This window comes from Bacillus sp. FJAT-45066, from assembly GCF_002335755.1.
Lineage (GTDB): Bacteria > Bacillota > Bacilli > Bacillales > Bacillaceae_I > Bacillus_CD > Bacillus_CD alkalisoli.
The window spans coordinates 2,826,490-2,844,651 of the sequence record NZ_NISQ01000001.1 but is presented as its reverse complement, the minus strand read 5'-3'; the positions used below and the strand labels follow the sequence as shown (position 1 = coordinate 2,844,651).

The 18,162-nt window shown below is 36.3% G+C and carries 19 protein-coding genes; 13 read left to right on the top strand and 6 right to left on the bottom strand.

The annotated features are described in order from the left end of the window. Positions 1–356: 356 nt before the first annotated feature. Complete coding sequence (locus tag CDZ92_RS14270) at positions 357–2,297, bottom strand: ABC-F family ATP-binding cassette domain-containing protein (protein ID WP_096155859.1); 1,941 nt, start codon at positions 2,295–2,297, stop codon at positions 357–359. Positions 2,298–2,480: 183 nt separating this feature from the next. On the opposite strand from CDZ92_RS14270, the gene CDZ92_RS14265 reads away from it, so the two are divergent. From CDZ92_RS14265 to tatC, 3 genes are read left to right on the top strand one after another with little or no spacing between them, the layout of a single operon-like run. Then, a complete protein-coding gene (locus tag CDZ92_RS14265; protein WP_096155858.1) occupies positions 2,481–3,119 on the top strand; it encodes a redox-sensing transcriptional repressor Rex in 639 nt (212 codons plus the stop codon). A 41-nt stretch (positions 3,120–3,160) separates the two neighbouring features. After that, positions 3,161–3,334: a twin-arginine translocase TatA/TatE family subunit gene (locus CDZ92_RS14260; protein WP_096155857.1), complete on the top strand. Its 174-nt coding sequence runs from the start codon at positions 3,161–3,163 to the stop codon at positions 3,332–3,334. Positions 3,335–3,350: 16 nt separating this feature from the next. After that, positions 3,351–4,112: a twin-arginine translocase subunit TatC gene (gene tatC / locus CDZ92_RS14255; RefSeq protein WP_096155856.1), complete on the top strand. Its 762-nt coding sequence runs from the start codon at positions 3,351–3,353 to the stop codon at positions 4,110–4,112. Positions 4,113–4,417: 305 nt separating this feature from the next. On the opposite strand, the gene CDZ92_RS14250 is transcribed toward tatC, so the two are convergent. Together CDZ92_RS14250 and CDZ92_RS14245 are read right to left on the bottom strand one after the other, a co-directional pair. After that, positions 4,418–4,618 carry a YdiK family protein gene (locus tag CDZ92_RS14250; RefSeq protein WP_096155855.1) on the bottom strand — a complete coding sequence of 67 codons (201 nt, stop codon included), beginning with the start codon at positions 4,616–4,618 and terminating at the stop codon, positions 4,418–4,420. Between the two features lie 68 nt (positions 4,619–4,686). Next, entirely contained in the window at positions 4,687–5,424 is a 738-nt protein-coding gene (locus tag CDZ92_RS14245) for a CPBP family intramembrane glutamic endopeptidase (protein ID WP_096155854.1), read from the bottom strand. A 336-nt stretch (positions 5,425–5,760) separates the two neighbouring features. Between CDZ92_RS14245 and groES the strand changes: the two genes are divergently transcribed. Together groES and groL are read left to right on the top strand one after the other, a co-directional pair. Continuing rightward, complete coding sequence (groES, locus tag CDZ92_RS14240) at positions 5,761–6,048, top strand: co-chaperone GroES (protein ID WP_096155853.1); 288 nt, start codon at positions 5,761–5,763, stop codon at positions 6,046–6,048. Between the two features lie 50 nt (positions 6,049–6,098). Further along, a complete protein-coding gene (groL, locus tag CDZ92_RS14235; RefSeq protein WP_096155852.1) occupies positions 6,099–7,730 on the top strand; it encodes a chaperonin GroEL in 1,632 nt (543 codons plus the stop codon). 82 nt (positions 7,731–7,812) lie between these two features. On the opposite strand, the gene CDZ92_RS14230 is transcribed toward groL, so the two are convergent. Then, positions 7,813–8,358: a site-specific integrase gene (locus CDZ92_RS14230; RefSeq protein WP_096155851.1), complete on the bottom strand. Its 546-nt coding sequence runs from the start codon at positions 8,356–8,358 to the stop codon at positions 7,813–7,815. A 173-nt stretch (positions 8,359–8,531) separates the two neighbouring features. Between CDZ92_RS14230 and CDZ92_RS14225 the strand changes: the two genes are divergently transcribed. After that, on the top strand, positions 8,532–9,185 hold the full coding sequence (locus CDZ92_RS14225) for a hypothetical protein (protein ID WP_096155850.1): 654 nt from the start codon (positions 8,532–8,534) through the stop codon (positions 9,183–9,185). A 549-nt stretch (positions 9,186–9,734) separates the two neighbouring features. Then, positions 9,735–10,607, top strand: a complete 873-nt coding sequence (locus CDZ92_RS14220; protein WP_176483783.1) for an AAA family ATPase — start codon at positions 9,735–9,737, stop codon at positions 10,605–10,607. 203 nt (positions 10,608–10,810) lie between these two features. On the opposite strand, the gene CDZ92_RS14215 is transcribed toward CDZ92_RS14220, so the two are convergent. Then, on the bottom strand, positions 10,811–11,014 hold the full coding sequence (locus CDZ92_RS14215; protein WP_096155848.1) for a cold-shock protein: 204 nt from the start codon (positions 11,012–11,014) through the stop codon (positions 10,811–10,813). Positions 11,015–11,625: 611 nt separating this feature from the next. On the opposite strand from CDZ92_RS14215, the gene CDZ92_RS14210 reads away from it, so the two are divergent. After that, positions 11,626–12,087 (top strand): CarD family transcriptional regulator, encoded by a 462-nt coding sequence (locus tag CDZ92_RS14210; RefSeq protein WP_176483782.1) that lies wholly within the window; start codon positions 11,626–11,628, stop codon positions 12,085–12,087. 217 nt (positions 12,088–12,304) lie between these two features. On the opposite strand, the gene CDZ92_RS14205 is transcribed toward CDZ92_RS14210, so the two are convergent. Beyond that, positions 12,305–13,075, bottom strand: coding sequence for an AraC family transcriptional regulator (locus tag CDZ92_RS14205; protein ID WP_096155846.1), 771 nt, complete (start codon positions 13,073–13,075; stop codon positions 12,305–12,307). Between the two features lie 143 nt (positions 13,076–13,218). Here CDZ92_RS14205 and CDZ92_RS14200 point away from each other — a divergent pair, with 143 nt between their 5' ends. The 5 genes from CDZ92_RS14200 (at position 13,219) to CDZ92_RS14180 (ending at position 17,833) form a co-directional block, all read left to right on the top strand. Continuing rightward, complete coding sequence (locus CDZ92_RS14200; protein ID WP_096155845.1) at positions 13,219–13,968, top strand: sugar phosphate isomerase/epimerase family protein; 750 nt, start codon at positions 13,219–13,221, stop codon at positions 13,966–13,968. 1 nt (position 13,969) lies between these two features. Next, positions 13,970–14,692 (top strand): ThuA domain-containing protein, encoded by a 723-nt coding sequence (locus CDZ92_RS14195; protein ID WP_096155844.1) that lies wholly within the window; start codon positions 13,970–13,972, stop codon positions 14,690–14,692. A 79-nt stretch (positions 14,693–14,771) separates the two neighbouring features. Further along, the gene (locus CDZ92_RS14190; RefSeq protein WP_096155843.1) at positions 14,772–15,797 is read left to right on the top strand and encodes a Gfo/Idh/MocA family protein; all 1,026 of its coding nucleotides are present in this window, start codon (positions 14,772–14,774) and stop codon (positions 15,795–15,797) included. A 14-nt stretch (positions 15,798–15,811) separates the two neighbouring features. After that, positions 15,812–16,849 (top strand): Gfo/Idh/MocA family protein, encoded by a 1,038-nt coding sequence (locus CDZ92_RS14185; protein ID WP_096155842.1) that lies wholly within the window; start codon positions 15,812–15,814, stop codon positions 16,847–16,849. A gap of 15 nt (positions 16,850–16,864) precedes the next feature. After that, complete coding sequence (locus tag CDZ92_RS14180; RefSeq protein ID WP_096155841.1) at positions 16,865–17,833, top strand: sugar phosphate isomerase/epimerase family protein; 969 nt, start codon at positions 16,865–16,867, stop codon at positions 17,831–17,833. Positions 17,834–18,162: the final 329 nt, after the last annotated feature.

The window sequence follows — 18,162 nt, the reverse complement described above, 5'->3', positions numbered from 1 at the left end:
AATCCGGTTCTATTTAATTTCGACAAAATTCGAGTGGTGCCTGGCACTTGTAAGGTTTTGTATGTGGATAACTCTATTGTATTTATGGATAACTATTAAAACTTTGTGTATAAAACTTGTGGATAAAATAATAATTTATTGTGGATAGTGTGTATAAACCTATGGATAACTAGTAAAACCGCACTAAAATTGGTAACTTGCTTGTGGATATGTTAGTTAATATGTGAATTAACAAAAAACTACTCAAACTTATACACAAAAAAGAGCATGGCTTTTGAAATTTTCATCGCCATGCTTTTTTCGACATTTATAGTTGGTTTTCTCCAAATAGTTGCACAAGTAGATTACCGGATTACTTAGTCTTGTAACTCTTCCCATTCTTCCATTAACAGTAGAAGCTTTTCTTGAACTTCTTCATTTTCCATGTTCAGTTCTTGCACTTTCAAATGGTTTTGGTATACGTCTGGGTCACAAAGTAGTGTTTCGTTTTCTTCTACCTTTTCCTCTAAGCGTTCTATCTCTGTTTCTATCTCTTCAATTCTTCGCTTTCGTTGACGTTCTATTTTCTTTTGCTCTTTTTCTTGTGCATAACTTTTCGGCTCAGTACTATCAGACTTCAATTGCTTCTGTTTCGACTGGATCGTACTATCCATCTGACTTTCTATCGCCTCTAATTCAAGCTGTTCTTCTTTTTTCTCCACATAATAATCGTAATCACCTAAGAACTCTATTGCACCTGTAGACGAAAGTTCAATAACTTTCGTAGCGATTCGATTAATAAAGTAGCGGTCATGTGACACAAACAAAATAGTACCTGGATAATCAATTAAAGCATTTTCTAAAATTTCCTTACTATCTAAATCTAAATGATTTGTCGGCTCGTCCAATATTAAAACATTGCAACGCTGTAACATCAACTTAGCTAATGCAAGCCTAGCTTTTTCTCCTCCACTCAAGCTTAAGACAGGTTTTAGCACATCTTCTCCAGAGAAAAGAAAATTACCGAGAACGGTACGGACATCTTTTTCTGCCATGTGTGGGTAGTCATCCCACAACTCATCTAACACACGTTTATTAGACTTCAAGTCTGCCTGTTGTTGGTCATAATAACCTACAGTCACATTGGCACCAAATTGTATTTTTCCAATTTGCTTATTCAATTTCTCCACTAATATCTTCAATAGTGTAGACTTACCAACACCATTTGGTCCAACAAGTGCGACACTATCGCCACGAGTTAGAGATATATCTACATTTTCAAAAACAGGCTGGCTTTCATAGGAAAAGGATAAAGAATTCGCCTTCAATACATCGTTCCCACTTTGTCTTTCTATCTCAAAAGCGAAAGACGCAGACTTTTCATCCCCATTTGGTCTATCTAACACTTGCATTTTATCTAGCTGTTTTCTTCTACTTTGCGCTCTTTTTGTCGTTGAAGCGCGTGCAAGGTTTCGCTGTACAAAATCGCGCAATTTCTCTATTTGGTCTTGCTGTTTCTCGTACATCTTCAAATCACGCTCATATTGATCAGCTTTCGCTTGCAAATAACTACTATAGTTACCTAAAAACTTCGTAGACTGGTTGCGGGCAATTTCATATACAACCGACACTACTTTGTCTAAAAAATAGCGATCATGAGACACAATTAAAAGTGCCCCAGGATAACTTTGTAAGTACGACTCTAACCATGACAACGTTTCAATATCTAAATGGTTTGTCGGTTCATCAAGTATTAATAAATCAGGCCTAGTTAATAGTAATTTACCAAGAGCTAATCGAGTTCGTTGTCCACCGCTCAAAGTTGAGATGGGTGTGTTATAATCAAAGGTAGCAAAGTTTAATCCATGAAGGACAGAACGAATATCTGCCTCATATTGAAAACCACCTTGTTGTTTATAGGTTTCTTGCAGCAGATCGTATTCTTTTAAAATACGTTCATAAACTTCTGTCTGATTAATAAAGACAGGGTCAGCCATTTTTGCTTCCAGTTCTCTCATGGTTATTTCATATTGTTTAAAATGAGAAAAAACGGACAGCATTTCGTCCCAAATGGAACGTTCTGATTGTAATCCGGTGTCTTGAGCTAAATAGCCAATCGAAACATCTTTCGGCTTAATAATTTCACCACTATCATATGATAGTTGATTTGAAATGATCTTCAATAATGTGGATTTACCAGCACCATTTCGTCCAACTAGGGCAATTCGGTCTCTCGATTGTACTTCTAATTTAATATTAGATAAAATAAGTTCAGCACCAAAATATTTATTTAACTGATTAACTTGTAAAATAATCATAAGTTTCACCTCAATATGTCTAGATTAAGTTTATCTTTCTTTCCCATCTCTTTCAACAATGGAGATAGGAAGAATTAATTAAATGTTTAAAACAAAAAGAAATCGTTTACTTATTATGTGATGCAAACAGAATAAAGAGCAGAATAATAGATATGATATAGATAGAGTAAATGGGGGAATAAGATGAATAACGAACAAATAAAAATACCACAAGCAACAGCAAAGCGCTTGCCACTATATTATCGATTCATTCAAAACTTAAGCTCCTCGGGCAAACAACGAGTATCATCTACAGAGTTAAGTGAAGCGGTAAAAGTAGACCCAGCGACAATACGCAGAGATTTTAGCTACTTTGGTGCATTAGGGAAAAAGGGATATGGGTATAATGTTCAATATTTGTTAACTTTTTTCCGTAAAACGCTAGACCAAGATGAAGTGACGTATGTTACATTAATAGGTGTTGGTAATTTAGGAACTGCTTTCCTACATTACAACTTCACGAAAAATAACAACACGAAGATTAAATTGGCCTTCGATGTCGATAAATCAAAGATAGGTACAGACATAGGTGGCGTTCCTGTTTATGATTTAGATAAACTAGAAGAAGAGTTAGATGATGATATAACTGTTGCCATTCTAACAGTACCAGCACATGTTGCACAGCCAATAGCGGATAGACTAGTATCAAAAGGTATTAAGGGTATATTAAACTTTACTCCAGCTAGAATTAGTGTGCCTGATCATGTTAGAATTCATCATATTGATTTAGCAGTTGAATTACAATCTTTGGTATATTTCTTGAAACACTATCCATCAGAATAAAAAAGTAGTAGAATAAGTATATTTCGAGGAGGTGACTATTTATGCCATTAGGTATGGGAAGTATCGTAGTTATAGGCCTTGTCGCTCTTTTAATTTTCGGTCCGAAAAAGTTACCTGAACTTGGAAAAGCTGCAGGAAACACGTTGCGTGAATTTAAAAATGCAACAAAAGGTTTAGCAGATGACGATGAAAAAAAAGAAGATCAGAAGAAGTAATGAAGGATGAACGTTTATGATAGATAGAGAAATGACGGTATATGACCATATAGGGGAATTGCGTAAAAGGTTATTCATCATTGCAAGCTTCTTTGTTGTATCAACAATTGGCGGCTTCTTCTTAGCGGAACCTATCATTGTGTATTTACAACAGTCTGATGAAGCGCAATTGTTTGCGTTGCATGCGTTTCGTCCAACAGATGCGATAAAGATCTTCATGCAATTTGCCTTTTTAATCGCGTTTATTATCACTTTCCCTGTAACGCTATATCAGCTGTGGGCTTTCATTAGTCCTGGCTTATATGAAAAAGAAAGAAGAGTTACGCTTAGCTATATACCTATTTCTTTACTTTTATTTTTAAGTGGACTAGCATTTTCGTATTATATTTTATTTCCGTTTGTTCTTAACTTTATGAACAAATTAGCGGAACGTTTAGATATTAACCAAGTGATAGGGGTTAATGAGTATTTTCAGTTTTTGTTTCAACTAACGATTCCATTCGGTATTTTGTTTCAAATGCCCGTAGTAGTTATGTTCTTAACAAGACTAGGAATTGTCACACCACAATTTTTAGTAAAAGCTAGAAAGTATTCGTACTTTATCCTATTAGTGATCGCGGCGTTTATCACGCCACCAGAATTATTATCGCACTTAATGGTAACGGTACCGTTATTTATCTTATATGAAATCAGTCTTGTTATTTCCCGTTTCGCTTATCGAAAAGCAAAAATAGCAGAAACGAAGATGGAATTAGAAAAAATGAATAATGAACAATAAAAAGACGCTGGGAGAAAACTAGCGCCCAAAAAAGAAAGAGGCCCCAAAGAACAAAAAATGTTCTTGGGGCCTCTTCCTATAAATTCACCGGGTTTTGTCCTGACCTATTTTTAGTCAAGATGAACCTCATCAACCTTATGAAGTTCAAAGTCGATAAAAATTTGAGTGAAAATGAACTTCAGCGGCGTTAAGAAGTTCAAAGTCGATAGAAATTTGAGTGAAGATGTACTTCATCGGTTAAGAAGTTCAAAGCCGATAAAAATTTGAGTGAAGATGAACTTCATCGATCTTTTGTCCCAACCCATTTATTTCTCCTTCATCTTTTTAACCTTGTCGTGCAAAATAAACGCTCGAATGGTAACGCCAAAATTGAATGTAGCGAAAAGCATTAATAAGATAGTTTGAAATTGCCAAATAGTATCTCCTACTGACATAATCGCAATGTAGAGAAATAGAAAACCCATAACCAAATATAAATAAGCTATTTTAATAGGGGTAATGCGCATACAATCGTTCCTCCAATATTACTGTTACATGAGTTAGTTTCATCTTTATGGATGACTAAGAAACAGACTCACATAAAAAACTTAATAAACCCTTGCATCTGTTCCAATTGCTCGATATATTCTTCGATTCGGTCTCTAAAAACGTATTGAACGAGTACAACAAACGAATTCATCGCAACGTGGGCTATAATCGGCACAAGAATACGATTTGTTTTTACATATAGAAATGCAAAGATAGAACCCATTACAAAGTAAATTAATAAATGTTTATAATCTTGGTGCACCAGTGCAAATAATAAAGAACTTACAATCAACCCTACAGCAAAGTTATATTTCTTATATAAAGTTCCAAAAATAATTTTCCGGAAAATGATTTCTTCTAATATAGGTCCCGCAACTGTAACAGCAACAATGATAGCAGCTGAAGACATGATTAAATTCATAATCTGTTGAGTATTTTCCGAACCTGGTTCAATCCCGAAAACTAGTTGTTGGATGGATGCCGCAATTCCTTGTCCAAATAAAGCCATAAAGAAACCTAATACGGACCAAAGAATGGTACTTGACAAGCTGGCTTGTGCACTTCTAAAGTCTTTCTCTCTAAAGTCTGTACGAAGTATCCATAAAATAACGAGAAGTCCTACAATGAAACTAATAGTTATCCAATAGCTAAATAATAAAGACTCCCTCGCAGCCTGTTCTAATCCTTCTCCGACTCCAAGCTTTAACATAATAGGAACTCCAATTATTCCAGAAAACTGCATAACAACATATGCGATAATTACTTTCCAATAAGTCTTAGTCATAGTTTACTCCTTATGTGATGATTCCATCGTATTGTACCATATAAATACATTTGACCTGTACTAGGAAGGTCTGTAAGTACATATAGTAGTCTTTGTAATGTAAAAAACAATAGATGTTTATAGTGTACGCTCTATTAGGAAATTAATGTTTAGATTATTTTCTAATGTGACATAATGGAAAGGGCTGTAAAGAGAAAAAAATTATGCAAGATACTTGCAAAATTGGTTTTGATTATTTAATATAATAATTGTGTTAGCACTCAAGTGTTACGAGTGCTAATAAAGACATAATTATTAAAAACTATACTTAACGTACATTTGAGGAGGTTGTTTCACATGTTAAAGCCAATAGGTGATCGCATTGTAATTGAACTTGTCCAGTCAGAAGAAAAAACTGCAAGTGGTATCGTATTACCTGACACTGCTAAGGAAAAGCCTCAAGAAGGAAAAGTAGTAGCTGTAGGTACAGGTCGCGTACTAGATAGCGGTGAGCGCGTTGCTTTAGAAGTGGCAGAAGGCGACAGCATTATTTTCTCTAAATATGCTGGTACTGAAATAAAATACGATGGCAGAGAATTTTTAATCTTAAAAGAAGCTGACGTATTAGCTGTAATCAACAAATAATATTAAATTACTAAAAAGATATATGAACATATTCTGAGGAGGTCTTGATCATGGCAAAAGATATTAAGTTCAGTGAAGAAGCTCGTCGTTCTATGCTTCGTGGTGTAGATAAATTAGCAGACGCTGTAAAAGTAACATTAGGACCAAAAGGACGTAACGTAGTATTAGAGAAGAAGTTCGGTTCTCCTTTAATCACGAACGATGGTGTTACAATCGCAAAAGAAATCGAATTAGAAGATGCATTCGAAAACATGGGTGCTAAATTAGTAGCTGAAGTTGCTAGTAAAACAAACGAAATCGCTGGTGACGGTACAACTACTGCAACAGTATTAGCGCAAGCTATGATTCGTGAAGGCTTAAAGAACGTTACTGCTGGAGCTAACCCAATGGGAATTCGAAAAGGTATCGAAAAAGCAGTTGCTGTAGCTCTCAATGAGCTAAAAGCGATCTCTAAACCTATCGAAGGTAAAGCTTCAATCGCACAAGTTGCTGCTATCTCTGCTGCTGACGAAGAAGTAGGTCAATTAATCGCAGAAGCAATGGAGCGCGTAGGTAACGACGGCGTTATCACATTAGAAGAGTCTAGAGGTTTCACTACAGAGTTAGAAGTAGTAGAAGGTATGCAATTTGACCGTGGATACGCTTCTCCTTACATGGTAACGGACTCTGATAAAATGGAAGCTGTTTTAGACAATCCATATATCTTAATTACAGATAAAAAGATTACAAACATTCAAGAAATCCTTCCAGTTCTTGAGCAAGTAGTACAACAAGGGAAACCTTTATTACTGATTTCGGAAGACGTTGAAGGTGAAGCATTAGCTACATTAGTAGTGAACAAATTACGTGGCACATTCAATGCAGTTGCTGTTAAAGCTCCAGGATTCGGTGATCGTCGTAAAGCTATGTTACAAGACATCGCTGTACTAACTGGTGGAGAAGTGATTACAGAAGAATTAGGCTTAGACCTTAAATCTGCAAACATCGGCCAATTAGGACGCGCGGACAAAATCGTTGTAACAAAAGAAAACACTACTGTTGTTAACGGACATGGAAACAGCGACGAAATCAAAGCTCGTATTGGCCAAATCCGTGCACAATTAGAAGAAACTACTTCTGAGTTCGACCGTGAAAAATTACAAGAGCGCTTAGCTAAATTAGCTGGTGGTGTTGCTGTAATTAAAGTTGGAGCGGCTACTGAAACAGAATTAAAAGAGCGTAAACTACGCATTGAAGATGCACTAAACTCTACTCGCGCTGCAGTAGAAGAAGGTATCGTAGCTGGTGGTGGTACGGCTCTAGTAAACATCTACAACAAAGTTGCTGAAATTCAAGCAGAAGGCGACGAAGCTACTGGTGTAAACATCGTATTACGTGCGATCGAAGAGCCAGTTCGTCAAATCGCATTCAACGCTGGTTTAGAAGGATCTGTAATCGTAGATCGTCTAAAACGCGAAGAAGTTGGAATTGGTTTCAACGCAGCAACTGGCGAGTGGGTAAACATGCTTGAAGCTGGTATCGTAGACCCAACGAAAGTTACTCGTTCAGCACTTCAAAACGCAGCAAGCGTATCTGCAATGTTCTTAACTACTGAGGCTGTAGTTGCAGATCTTCCAGAAGAAAAAGGTGCTGGCGGCATGCCTGATATGGGCGGCATGGGTGGAATGGGCGGCATGATGTAATCTGCCCCTGAAACCCTTGGTATGACTGGGTTTGTTGGTAAGGTGAGAGTGAAATGCTAACATTTTGCTAACATTGAGGATATTAACGGAGGCTTCTCATGAGTTCACTGAACTTTTGAGAGGCTTCTTTTTTCATTTCTTGGGTTACGTGGAGGTACACATTTTTCGTAACTTGATCGTCGGTATGACCGAGACGATCCATGATTTGTTCGAGTGAGACACGGGCCTCTGCTAAGAGAGATGTATGCGTATGTCTCAAAGAGTGTGGTGTTAAGTCTGTATTTAGTTCGGCGATAGTAAGAAGTCTCTTCATTCGATTTTGGACTGTTTTAATTACAATAGGATAACAAAATTGTCTTTCCATCTTTGCAAAGATAAAATCTTTATTGTAGTAATCTTTACCTAATCGCTTAATTACTTGGTTCTGGATTTCTTTGTGCTTCTTTAAAGCTTGAATTACTTCTTCATCTACAACAATTTTCCGCTTGGATTTTCGGGTTTCCGGAGGTACTAATAAGTACTCCAAAGTATTATTATTGGGATTGTAATAAGTCTTGGTAATACTTATAGTGTGGTTAATAAAGTCTATATCCTTCCAATTAAGAGCAACTAACTCCCCAACCCTCAAAAGGGCTTTATCAAAACCAACGAAATGAAGTAACTATGAATGACTTGATTATTAAAGGGAATTTAATCCAAAATAAGGAATCTTATGATACACTTTGGTTATCTAGTTTCGAAATATAAAATTTATTATCTCTTAGTCAACTAATTAGGAGGTTTTTTGCTTAGGGGGATTATATGTATAATCTGCTGGTTTTCTTAGCGATAGCTTTTATTGGAATAATACTTTTTTTAATGTTTACAAAAATGAAGCCGTGGAAATCCATTGTAGTAACCATATTAATAATAATAGGTACTTTATTCCTAGTAGGCTTTCGCTTTACTGCATCAAGTGCTTTACCTAATGGCACTAAACCAATAGAAAGTAAAGAAACAACTTACGGGAAAGCAATATTATATGAAAATGTAAATAACGATACATTTGGCTTGGCGAAAATGCATCGAAGTATTGGGTTTTTGTATCATTACTCAGGTGGCAATTCTGGCTACACACTTGAAGGAGATGAACCATTCCAGGCTGCTGGTTTTGGAAGTGATGAAAAAGATGGTTTTATGATTGGAGTTAGAACTGGTAATCCAGATATAAAATATATTGTGGTTGGTAACCACCTGGAAGGCTTAACGCCATCAGAGCCTTACAACTTCAATATGGAAACGGTTGAGAAATATCCCGATAGCTACCATGTCAAAGAGCTAGTTGATAATCATGCCTTCTTTGTACTAGATGAGTATTCTGAGGCAACATGGACAATAAGAGCACTTGATAAAGATGGTAATCTAATTGCAGATAAATTATTCGGAACTGGTGAAGCAAGATATATTGACTGGTAAACTCTAAAAGTTGTTTTGATAGTTAAAAGCGACAATAATTCAAACTAGAACTCCCAATTATATGGAAGTTCTAGTTTTTCTGCTGATATCAACATTAAACTTTAACAGAGCCAAAATAAAAGAGGTAAACTGCATTATCTAAATGTTATGTCAAAAAAATAGTTTATGCTAACATTTGCTAACGCAATTAATAATAAATAGGCTTCTCGTGAGTTGTTAAAACTTGTGAGAAGCCTTTTCTTTTTTTTGTGGAGTTGAAAAAAATATCGATTTTTTTAATATTGACACTATTTATGTTTAGAAATTAATATATAGTCAAGCAAATAATTCTACAGTACTCTACTTCGAAAATAAATCTAAAAGCATAATTAAAACCTCAAACTTTTATTGATAGAAAAAATTTCTCCCTTATGGTGCCATACCTCCACTAGATTAAACCTTTAACGCAGACATCATTTCTAAAAAACTAAGAGTTGATAGAATTTTGCAATTCATTGTGGTTGTTATTTACCAAAACCTTTGAAGTTAAAGCTTGATTCAAAAGAGGAGGTGGCTGAAATTAATAGCCAAACATTCAACAGTTACACAAAAGAGGATTTTTTGAGTGAAGTTTTTATAGATGAAAACCAATATGATACGATCAGGGATCTTTTACAATATAAAAAGAACATAATTTTTCAAGGACCGCCGGGTGTTGGGAAAACCTTTTTATCAAAGCGACTTGCTTACTCTTTAATGGGGGAAATAGATTCAGAACGTGTGGAATTGCTGCAATTTCACCAAAATTATGCTTATGAAGATTTCATTATGGGATATAGACCAGATGAAAACGGGTTTTCGCTACAATATGGAATCTTCTATAAGTTTTGTGAGCGTGCCCTAAAAAATCCAGAACGGGATTATTATTTTATTATTGATGAAATTAATAGAGGTAACCTGTCTAAGGTTTTTGGTGAATTGATTATGCTAATTGAAAGTGATAGGCGTGGCGAATATGTCACAATGGGGTACTCTAATAAGAAATTCACCGTACCAAATAACGTATACCTGATAGGAACAATAAATACAGCATCGCGTGCTTCAGCCCAATTAGAAGTAGCAATTCGCCGTAGATTTGCGTTCGTGACACTTAAACCAGCATTTAATGAGGGGTGGAGAAGAGCCATTCAAGAATCTGGTGTATCTACTGTTATGGTAAACAGAATCCTGCTTGCCGTCGAGAAAATGAATAAAGAAATAATCGGTGATATCCAGTTAGGACCTGGTTATGCAATTGGTCATAGTTTCTTCACATCGAAACCTGAATATATGGATGAACAGGAATGGTATGATGGAATTCTGACCTTTGAGATCATTCCTTTATTGGAGGAATATTTCTTTGACCGCCCAGAAATAGTTAAAGATCTTATTGAGGGGATCTAAAAATGGAGAGGTAATTTAATCATTTAAGTCAGGTAATGAAAAGAGGCTTCTCACGAGTTGTATAAACTTGTCAGAAGCCTCTTCTATTATATATGTGTATCCCATTAATACAGGCACCATTTTTGGGTTATTATGGAGTATTATTCAGAGAATATAAAAAAACAGGCCTTGATAAAGGGCCTGTTTGGATAAATGATATAAGATTAAGCAGCTTTTTGAACGTTAGAAGCTTGAGCTCCACGAGCACCTTGCTCAACGTCAAACGTTACTTTTTGACCTTCGTCTAAAGATCTGAAGCCGTCAGTTTGAATTGCTGAGAAGTGTACGAATACATCGTCTCCATTTTCTCGTTCGATAAAGCCAAAACCTTTTTCTGCATTAAACCATTTTACTGTACCTTGTTCCATTTTTGTTGCCTCCTAGTGCGTTACCACACATTATATTACTATCCTTGGACAAAGTATCATCAAGATGAAAAGTTAATATTCATACTATCCCTTACACCGAACAAAAATAATTCTTCTTTATCATATCATGAAACGTAAGAAAATACAAATTTTTGTCATTTGAGTGAGTTTCATCATGTACAAGTACTAAACGAAAAACGAATATTATACCTATTCTTTCATATAATTTGCGCTTTATATCGAACGTTATTTAATTATTATAAAGTTAACATTCGTTCTTCACTAAACGAACAGTAATTATGAAATTGATTCATTTAGCAAAAATAGTAAAAATCCACAAAGAAAAAGAAGAGCATTATGCAATACAAACAAAGAGCTCATAATGATTAAGTTATCGATCTACGTTAATAGGTAGAGATACAGAATATATACGGGAAAATTAATTTCTCTTTTTTGGAAATTCGATACACTTTCTATTATATTTACCTTTCCTAACTTTTAAAGAAAAAGTAGTTGACTCGTAAAGTAATTTTATGATATTATTAAAAATTTGATAAAAAATAATATATGTGTTATACTTAAGAAGGTTACCATATATGGAGGTGGATTATTTGTTCCAAATTGGCGATAACATTGTATATCCAATGCACGGAGTAGGTATAATTAATTCCCTGGAAGAAAAGGAAATATCAGGGGAAAAACAACAGTATTATGTCATACGAATGTTAATCAGCAATATGCAAGTCATGATTCCTAAGGGTAAAATATTGAGTTCAAGTATACGTCCAGTTACTGACATAATTGCATTAAAACACATTATGCACATTTTTCAGCATGGAGAATCAGATAGATTACTGCCGTGGAAACAAAGGTTTAAAGTGAACACGGACAAAGTTAAAACGGGTAAAATACAAGAAGGTGCTGAAGTTGTACGTGATTTAATGCGTATGAAGAAAGAAAAAGCACTTAATACAAGCGAAAAAAAAATGCTAGAAAACGCAAATCAATATTTAATTAGTGAACTTAGACTAATTAAAGGAATCACTGAAAATCAAATAAAAAGTTTCTGCTAAGGTTAATTATTTATTAAGCATACATCTCCCAAAAATGTCCTGAATTTTTTGGGAAAATAATTACTATTAAATGTACAACATACACACTCAACTTCCTCCAAACATTTTTAGAGCACTAACTTCTTTTGTTATTTCTACAACTTAATCCATTTCAAATTTGGTGCAGACCCCCAATGCAGTAAATTTTTACTGTACGGGGGTCTTGCGCCTTCAATCCTCACCTACTCCTATACACCCCAGGTGAAACTCCGTATTTCTTTTTAAATACTCGATGAAAATAGGCGTACGAGCTAAAGCCGCAGTTTTCTGCGATGTTTTCGAGTGTCATTGTCGTGTACTTCATTTGATCAATTGCAGCAGATATTCGGATATCTTGCGCGTATTCAATGATTGTTTTTCCTGTTATATCTTTAAAAAGATGTACTGCTCGGGAGACACTTAGACCAGCATGTTTAGCTACATCCTCCACCATAAGGCCAATGGTGGCATGTTCCTCTATATAACGAAGCATCCTTGTTACAACATAGGGTCTAGTGATATCAGAAGTTGTCTCATTCACGGCTCGTTCTAAAGTTAAACAAAGTGCTTTCAATAAATGAGAGGGTAGTTCATTACCTTTTTCCGATAGGGGTCTACGCTTTTCTAAAGTAAGATGTCTCCATAATGATAATATTCTATCTTCTAAGTCGATTTTTGATAGGCGTGGTTTTTCTGAACGGTTCCACCATTCCTCTATCCATGATCCGGATATAGATAAATGATAATCCGCACTAACTTCCTCTTCCTCAATTTTCAGTTCATAAAAATCGCCAGGTATAGCGAATAATAAATCTCCTTTTTTCATACTGTGCTTTTCGTTATTTAGCGTTATTTCACTAGTTCCTTCTGTTTGTAACCGAATCAAATAGCCTGTTAAAGCGTCCGTATCTTGAGAATAATAACCTTTTGTATGATAGGAATACCCACAAAAACGAATATATGTGTCCAAAGATTTTTCTCCAATCTATAAATAAATAGCAAAATAGTTCATGTTTCCATTATATTATCTATTTTGTATAATTTCTATCTATTTTATGATGTTTACATATATGAAAGCGTTTTTATCTATAAGATGAAAAGAGGAGGCATACGATGAGAATTCCAATTGCAGTACAATTGTATACGTTGCGAGAAGAAATAGAGAACGATTTTGCTGGAACGTTAAAAAAAGTGGCTGAGCTAGGATATGACGGTGTGGAACTAGCGGGTTATGCTGGCTTACATGTAACAGAAGTGAAAAGTCTGCTTGATCAATTTGGACTTCAAGCACCTTCTAGTCATGTCCCATTAGAGCAATTAGAGGAAAACTTGGACAAAGTAATAGAGGAACAAAGAATTTTAGGAACTCAGTATATTGTTGTCCCTTATATTAAGCCAGAAGAGCAAAATGAGGAGCGTTACCTATCGCTTATTTCTTTTTTAAAAGAGGCGGAAGTTGCGTGTAAAGAGCAAGGATTCACTCTTTGCTACCATAACCATGATTTTGAACTAGAAAAGCTGAGCGATGGTAGAAAAATATTGGAAGCAATACTGGAAGACACATCTATTAATGCGGAGTTTGATGTGTATTGGCTAACAAAGGCAGGAGAAAATCCGGCAGAATGGCTAAATCGCTATAGTGGAAGAACGCCGCTTGTCCATTTAAAAGATATGACGCTAGATGGCGAAAAGTTTTTTGCTGAACTTGGTACTGGTGGCGTAGATATGGAATCGATTCTACAAATCGGAGAAAAGCAACAAGTAAAGTGGTGGATTGTCGAGCAAGATGTGAGCCGACGCACGCCATTAGAAAGTATTGAAATTAGTATAAACTACTTAAAACAAAAATTTGGAGTGAAATAATATGTTGAATGTAACAGTTTGGAATGAATTTCGTCATGAACAAAAAAATCCGGTAGTTAGAGACATTTACCCGGAAGGTATTCACGGTGCAATCGCTAACTTTTTAAAAGAAGAGCATAACGTAAAAACGGCAACTTTAGATGAAGCAGATCATGGTTTAACAGATGAAGTGCTTAAGGAAACAGATGTTTTAATTTGGTGGGGCCATATTGCTCACGATGAAGTAAGCGATGAAGTAGTAGAAAAAGTGAAGAAACGCGTATTAGAAGGAATGGGACTGATTGTCCTTCACTCCGGTCACTTTTCAAAAATTTTCAAAACGTTGATGGGAACGTCATGTGACTTAAAGTGGCGAGAAGCAGATGAAAAAGAAAGGCTATGGGTGGTAGACCCAAGTCATCCTATCGTAGAAGGAATTGGAGAAAAAATCGAGCTAGAAAGAGAAGAAATGTACGGAGAACATTTTGACATTCCAGCACCAGAACAACTAGTGTTCTTAAGCTGGTTTGAAGGTGGAGAAGTATTCAGAAGCGGATGTACTTATAGTAGAGGAAATGGGAAGATTTTTTACTTCCGTCCTGGACATGAAACATATCCAACTTATCATAATGAAGAAATCCAAAAGGTTATTAAAAACAGTGTAAGATGGGCGGCGCCAACAAAACGTTCTTACCCTGTTTACGGAAACGCACAGCCACTTGAAGAAATTAAACCGAAAAACTAGTAATGCAATGAAGTTACAAATTCACTAGAAACAAAAATAGAGATGCAATTCATAATCGAAATAAATAGGAGGAATTTTTATGAGTAAATTAAAAATTGGAGTTATTGGTTGCGGAAGTATCGCTAAACATCGCCATTTACCAGAGTATGCGAACAATAAGCAAGTTGAAATTGTAGCTGTATGTGACATCGTGGAAGCGCGTGTAAACGAATTTGCAGAACAGTACAGCGCGAAAGCTTATACGAACTATGAAGAACTTTTAGCAAATCCTAAAATAGATGCAGTAAGTGTTTGTACACCAAACTATCTACACGCTCCTGTTTCGATTGCAGCACTTAAGGCTGGAAAACACGTTTTATGTGAAAAACCTATGGCAACATCTAAAGAAGAAGCAGAAGAAATGATCCTAGTTGCAAAGCAAACGAATAAAAAGCTAATGATCGCCCATAACCAACGCTTTGTACCTTCCCATCAAAAAGCGAGACAATTAGTGGCAAGTGGCGAGCTTGGGAAAATTTATAGCTTCCGTACAGCATTTGGTCATGGCGGTCCAGAAGGATGGAGTGCAGACGGAAAAGAAAGCTGGTTCTTTAATAAAGAAGAAGCATTCATCGGAGCAATGGGAGACCTTGGTGTTCACAAAACAGACCTTCTTCGCTATATCCTTGGAGAAGAATTTGCAGAAGTAGGCGCATTTATCGAGACTAGTGCAAAACAAAATACAGATGTAGATGACACAGCTGTATGTGTATTAAGAACAGAAAGTGGCATTATCGGTACGTTAGCAGCTAGTTGGTCTTACGTTTCAAAAGAAGATAACGCTACAGTTATTTATGCAGAAAACGCCATTGTACGTTTGGAAGATGACCCTGTTAACTCTGTTATCGTTCAATACAAAACGGGTGAAGTAGTGAAATATGAGTTAGGTGGCATTCAAACGAACGATTCTGGAGGACAAACAAGCTCTCAAATTATCGATCAATTTATTAATAGCATCATCAATGATGTAGAACCACCAGTTTCGGGTGAAGAAGGAATGAAATCTCTTCAAGTCGTTTTAGCTGCGCTAGCATCTAATGAAACAAAACAAATTACAAAAATATAAGTGGTGAAGAAATAATGACGAAGTTAAGAATGGGAATTATCGGCACGGGCGGGATTGCTCGTGACCGTCACATCCCGGCGTACCAACAAATAGAAGATATGGTGATGTTAGAAGCGGTTTGTGATGTTAACCTAGATGCTGCGAACGCCGTTGCTGAAAAATTCGGGATAAAGAAAGTGTTCACAGACTATAAAGAATTACTAAGAGAAGTAGATGCCGTAACGATTTGTACCCCAAATAAATTCCATGCCGAAATAACGATTGCAGCATTAGAAGCGGGTGTTCATGTTTTATGTGAAAAGCCAATGGCGATGAAAGCTGAGGAATCGGCATCTATGATTGAAGCTGCTAACTCTTCAGGAAAAGTATTATCGATAGGTTTCCATTATCGCTTTACAAAAGAAGCCCAAGCAGCGAAGAAACTAATTTTGGCAGATGAAATTGGTAAACCAATGGTGGCTAGAGTTCATGCGATGAGAAGAAGAAAGGTTCCTGGATGGGGAGTTTTTACGAATAAAGAACTTCAAGGTGGCGGAAGCCTTATTGATTGGGGATGTCACTTCTTAGATCTATCCCTTTGGTTACTAGGAAATCCGAAGCCAGTGGAAGTTGTCGGTCAATCGTATAACCGTTTAAGCAAAATGCCGAACCAAGTGAATGAGTGGGGAAGCTTTAACCATGATACATTTGATGTGGACGATCATGTTACAGCGTACATTCGATTTGATAATGGAACAACGATGCTATTTGAAACGTCTTGGGCGGCTAATGTAAAAGAGGATTCAGAAGGTGTTAGCATTTCAGGGGATAAGGGCGGAATCGATTTATTCCCATTAGAACTAAATCAAGCAAAACACGGAATGTTAACGAGTAGTAAAGTTGACTGGATTCCAGGTGAAATAAACCCAGGTCTTGCGCAAGTAACGAATTTCGTTGAAACGTGTTTAGGTAAAAGCGAATTAGTTGTAAAGCCAGAAGAAGCAATGCGCGTATCTCAAATTATCGATGCTATTTACTTAAGTAGTGAAACAGGTAAAAGCGTACAATTATAAAAGGAGGTAATATATATGAAATTAGGTGTCTTTACCGTATTATTTTCTCAAAAAAACTTAGATGAAATGCTTGATTATGTAAAACAAGCAGGCGTCAAAGCGGTTGAAATTGGAACAGGTGGCTATCCAGGAAATGCACACTGTGATATCGATGCGTTACTTGAAAGCGAAGAATTACGCAAAGAGTATTTAGAAAAAGTGACTTCTCGAGGAATAGAAATTAGTGCGTTTAGTTGTCATGGCAATCCTATTTCACCAGAAAAAGCTTTCGCTGAAGAGTCAAACGAAGCATTAAAGAAATCAATTAAACTAGCGAGCTTAATGGGAGTTCCCGTTGTAAACTGCTTCTCCGGTACTGCTGGTGACCACGAAGGAGCAAAATACCCGAACTGGCCAGTAACACCGTGGCCTACAGAATATGGCGCAATTTTAAAATGGCAATGGGAAGAAAAGTTGATCCCTTATTGGAAAGAGATGGGCCAATACGCAAAAAGTCATAACGTAAAAATTGGCTTAGAGCTTCACGGTGGATTTTTAGTTCATACACCATACACGTTACTGAAACTTCGTGAAGAAACGTGTGATGCAATCGGTGCTAATTTAGACCCTAGTCATTTATGGTGGCAAGGAATTGATCCAGTAGCGGCTATTAAAATTTTAGGAAAAGCTAATGCCATCCACCATTTCCATGCAAAAGATACATACATTGACCAAGAAAATGTCAATATGTATGGTCTAGTGGACATGCAGCCATACGGCGAAGTCCAAACGAGAGCATGGACATTCCGTTCCGTCGGTTGTGGCCACAGCATTCAAGAATGGTCCGACATGATCAGTGCATTACGCACATATGGGTATGACTACGTCGTTAGTATTGAACATGAAGATCCATTAATGTCTGTTGAGGAAGGCTTTGCAAGAGCAGTGAAGAACTTAAATTCGATTATTATAGAAGAGAAACCAACCGATATGTGGTGGGCGTAATTCCCTTCTCTCAGATGAAGTGATAGCATAAAAGTAAAAGACCATCCTGCCTATACGGTGACTGGATGGTCTTTTTATAATAGACTTCCCTGTCTAAACGTTGACTGGAAGTAGTTGGTAAGACGCCTACCTCATATTCACATTCGTATTATGCTTTGGCCAAAATGAACTTGAGAGAGCATATCAAGTTCATTATTGAATAATTCTTTGATCAAAATGAACTTGAGAGACCGTATCAAGTTCATTATGGGATAATTCCTCGATCGAAATGAACTTGAAAGCCCATATCAAGTTCATTATGGAATTAGCTTTTGGCCAAAATGAACTTG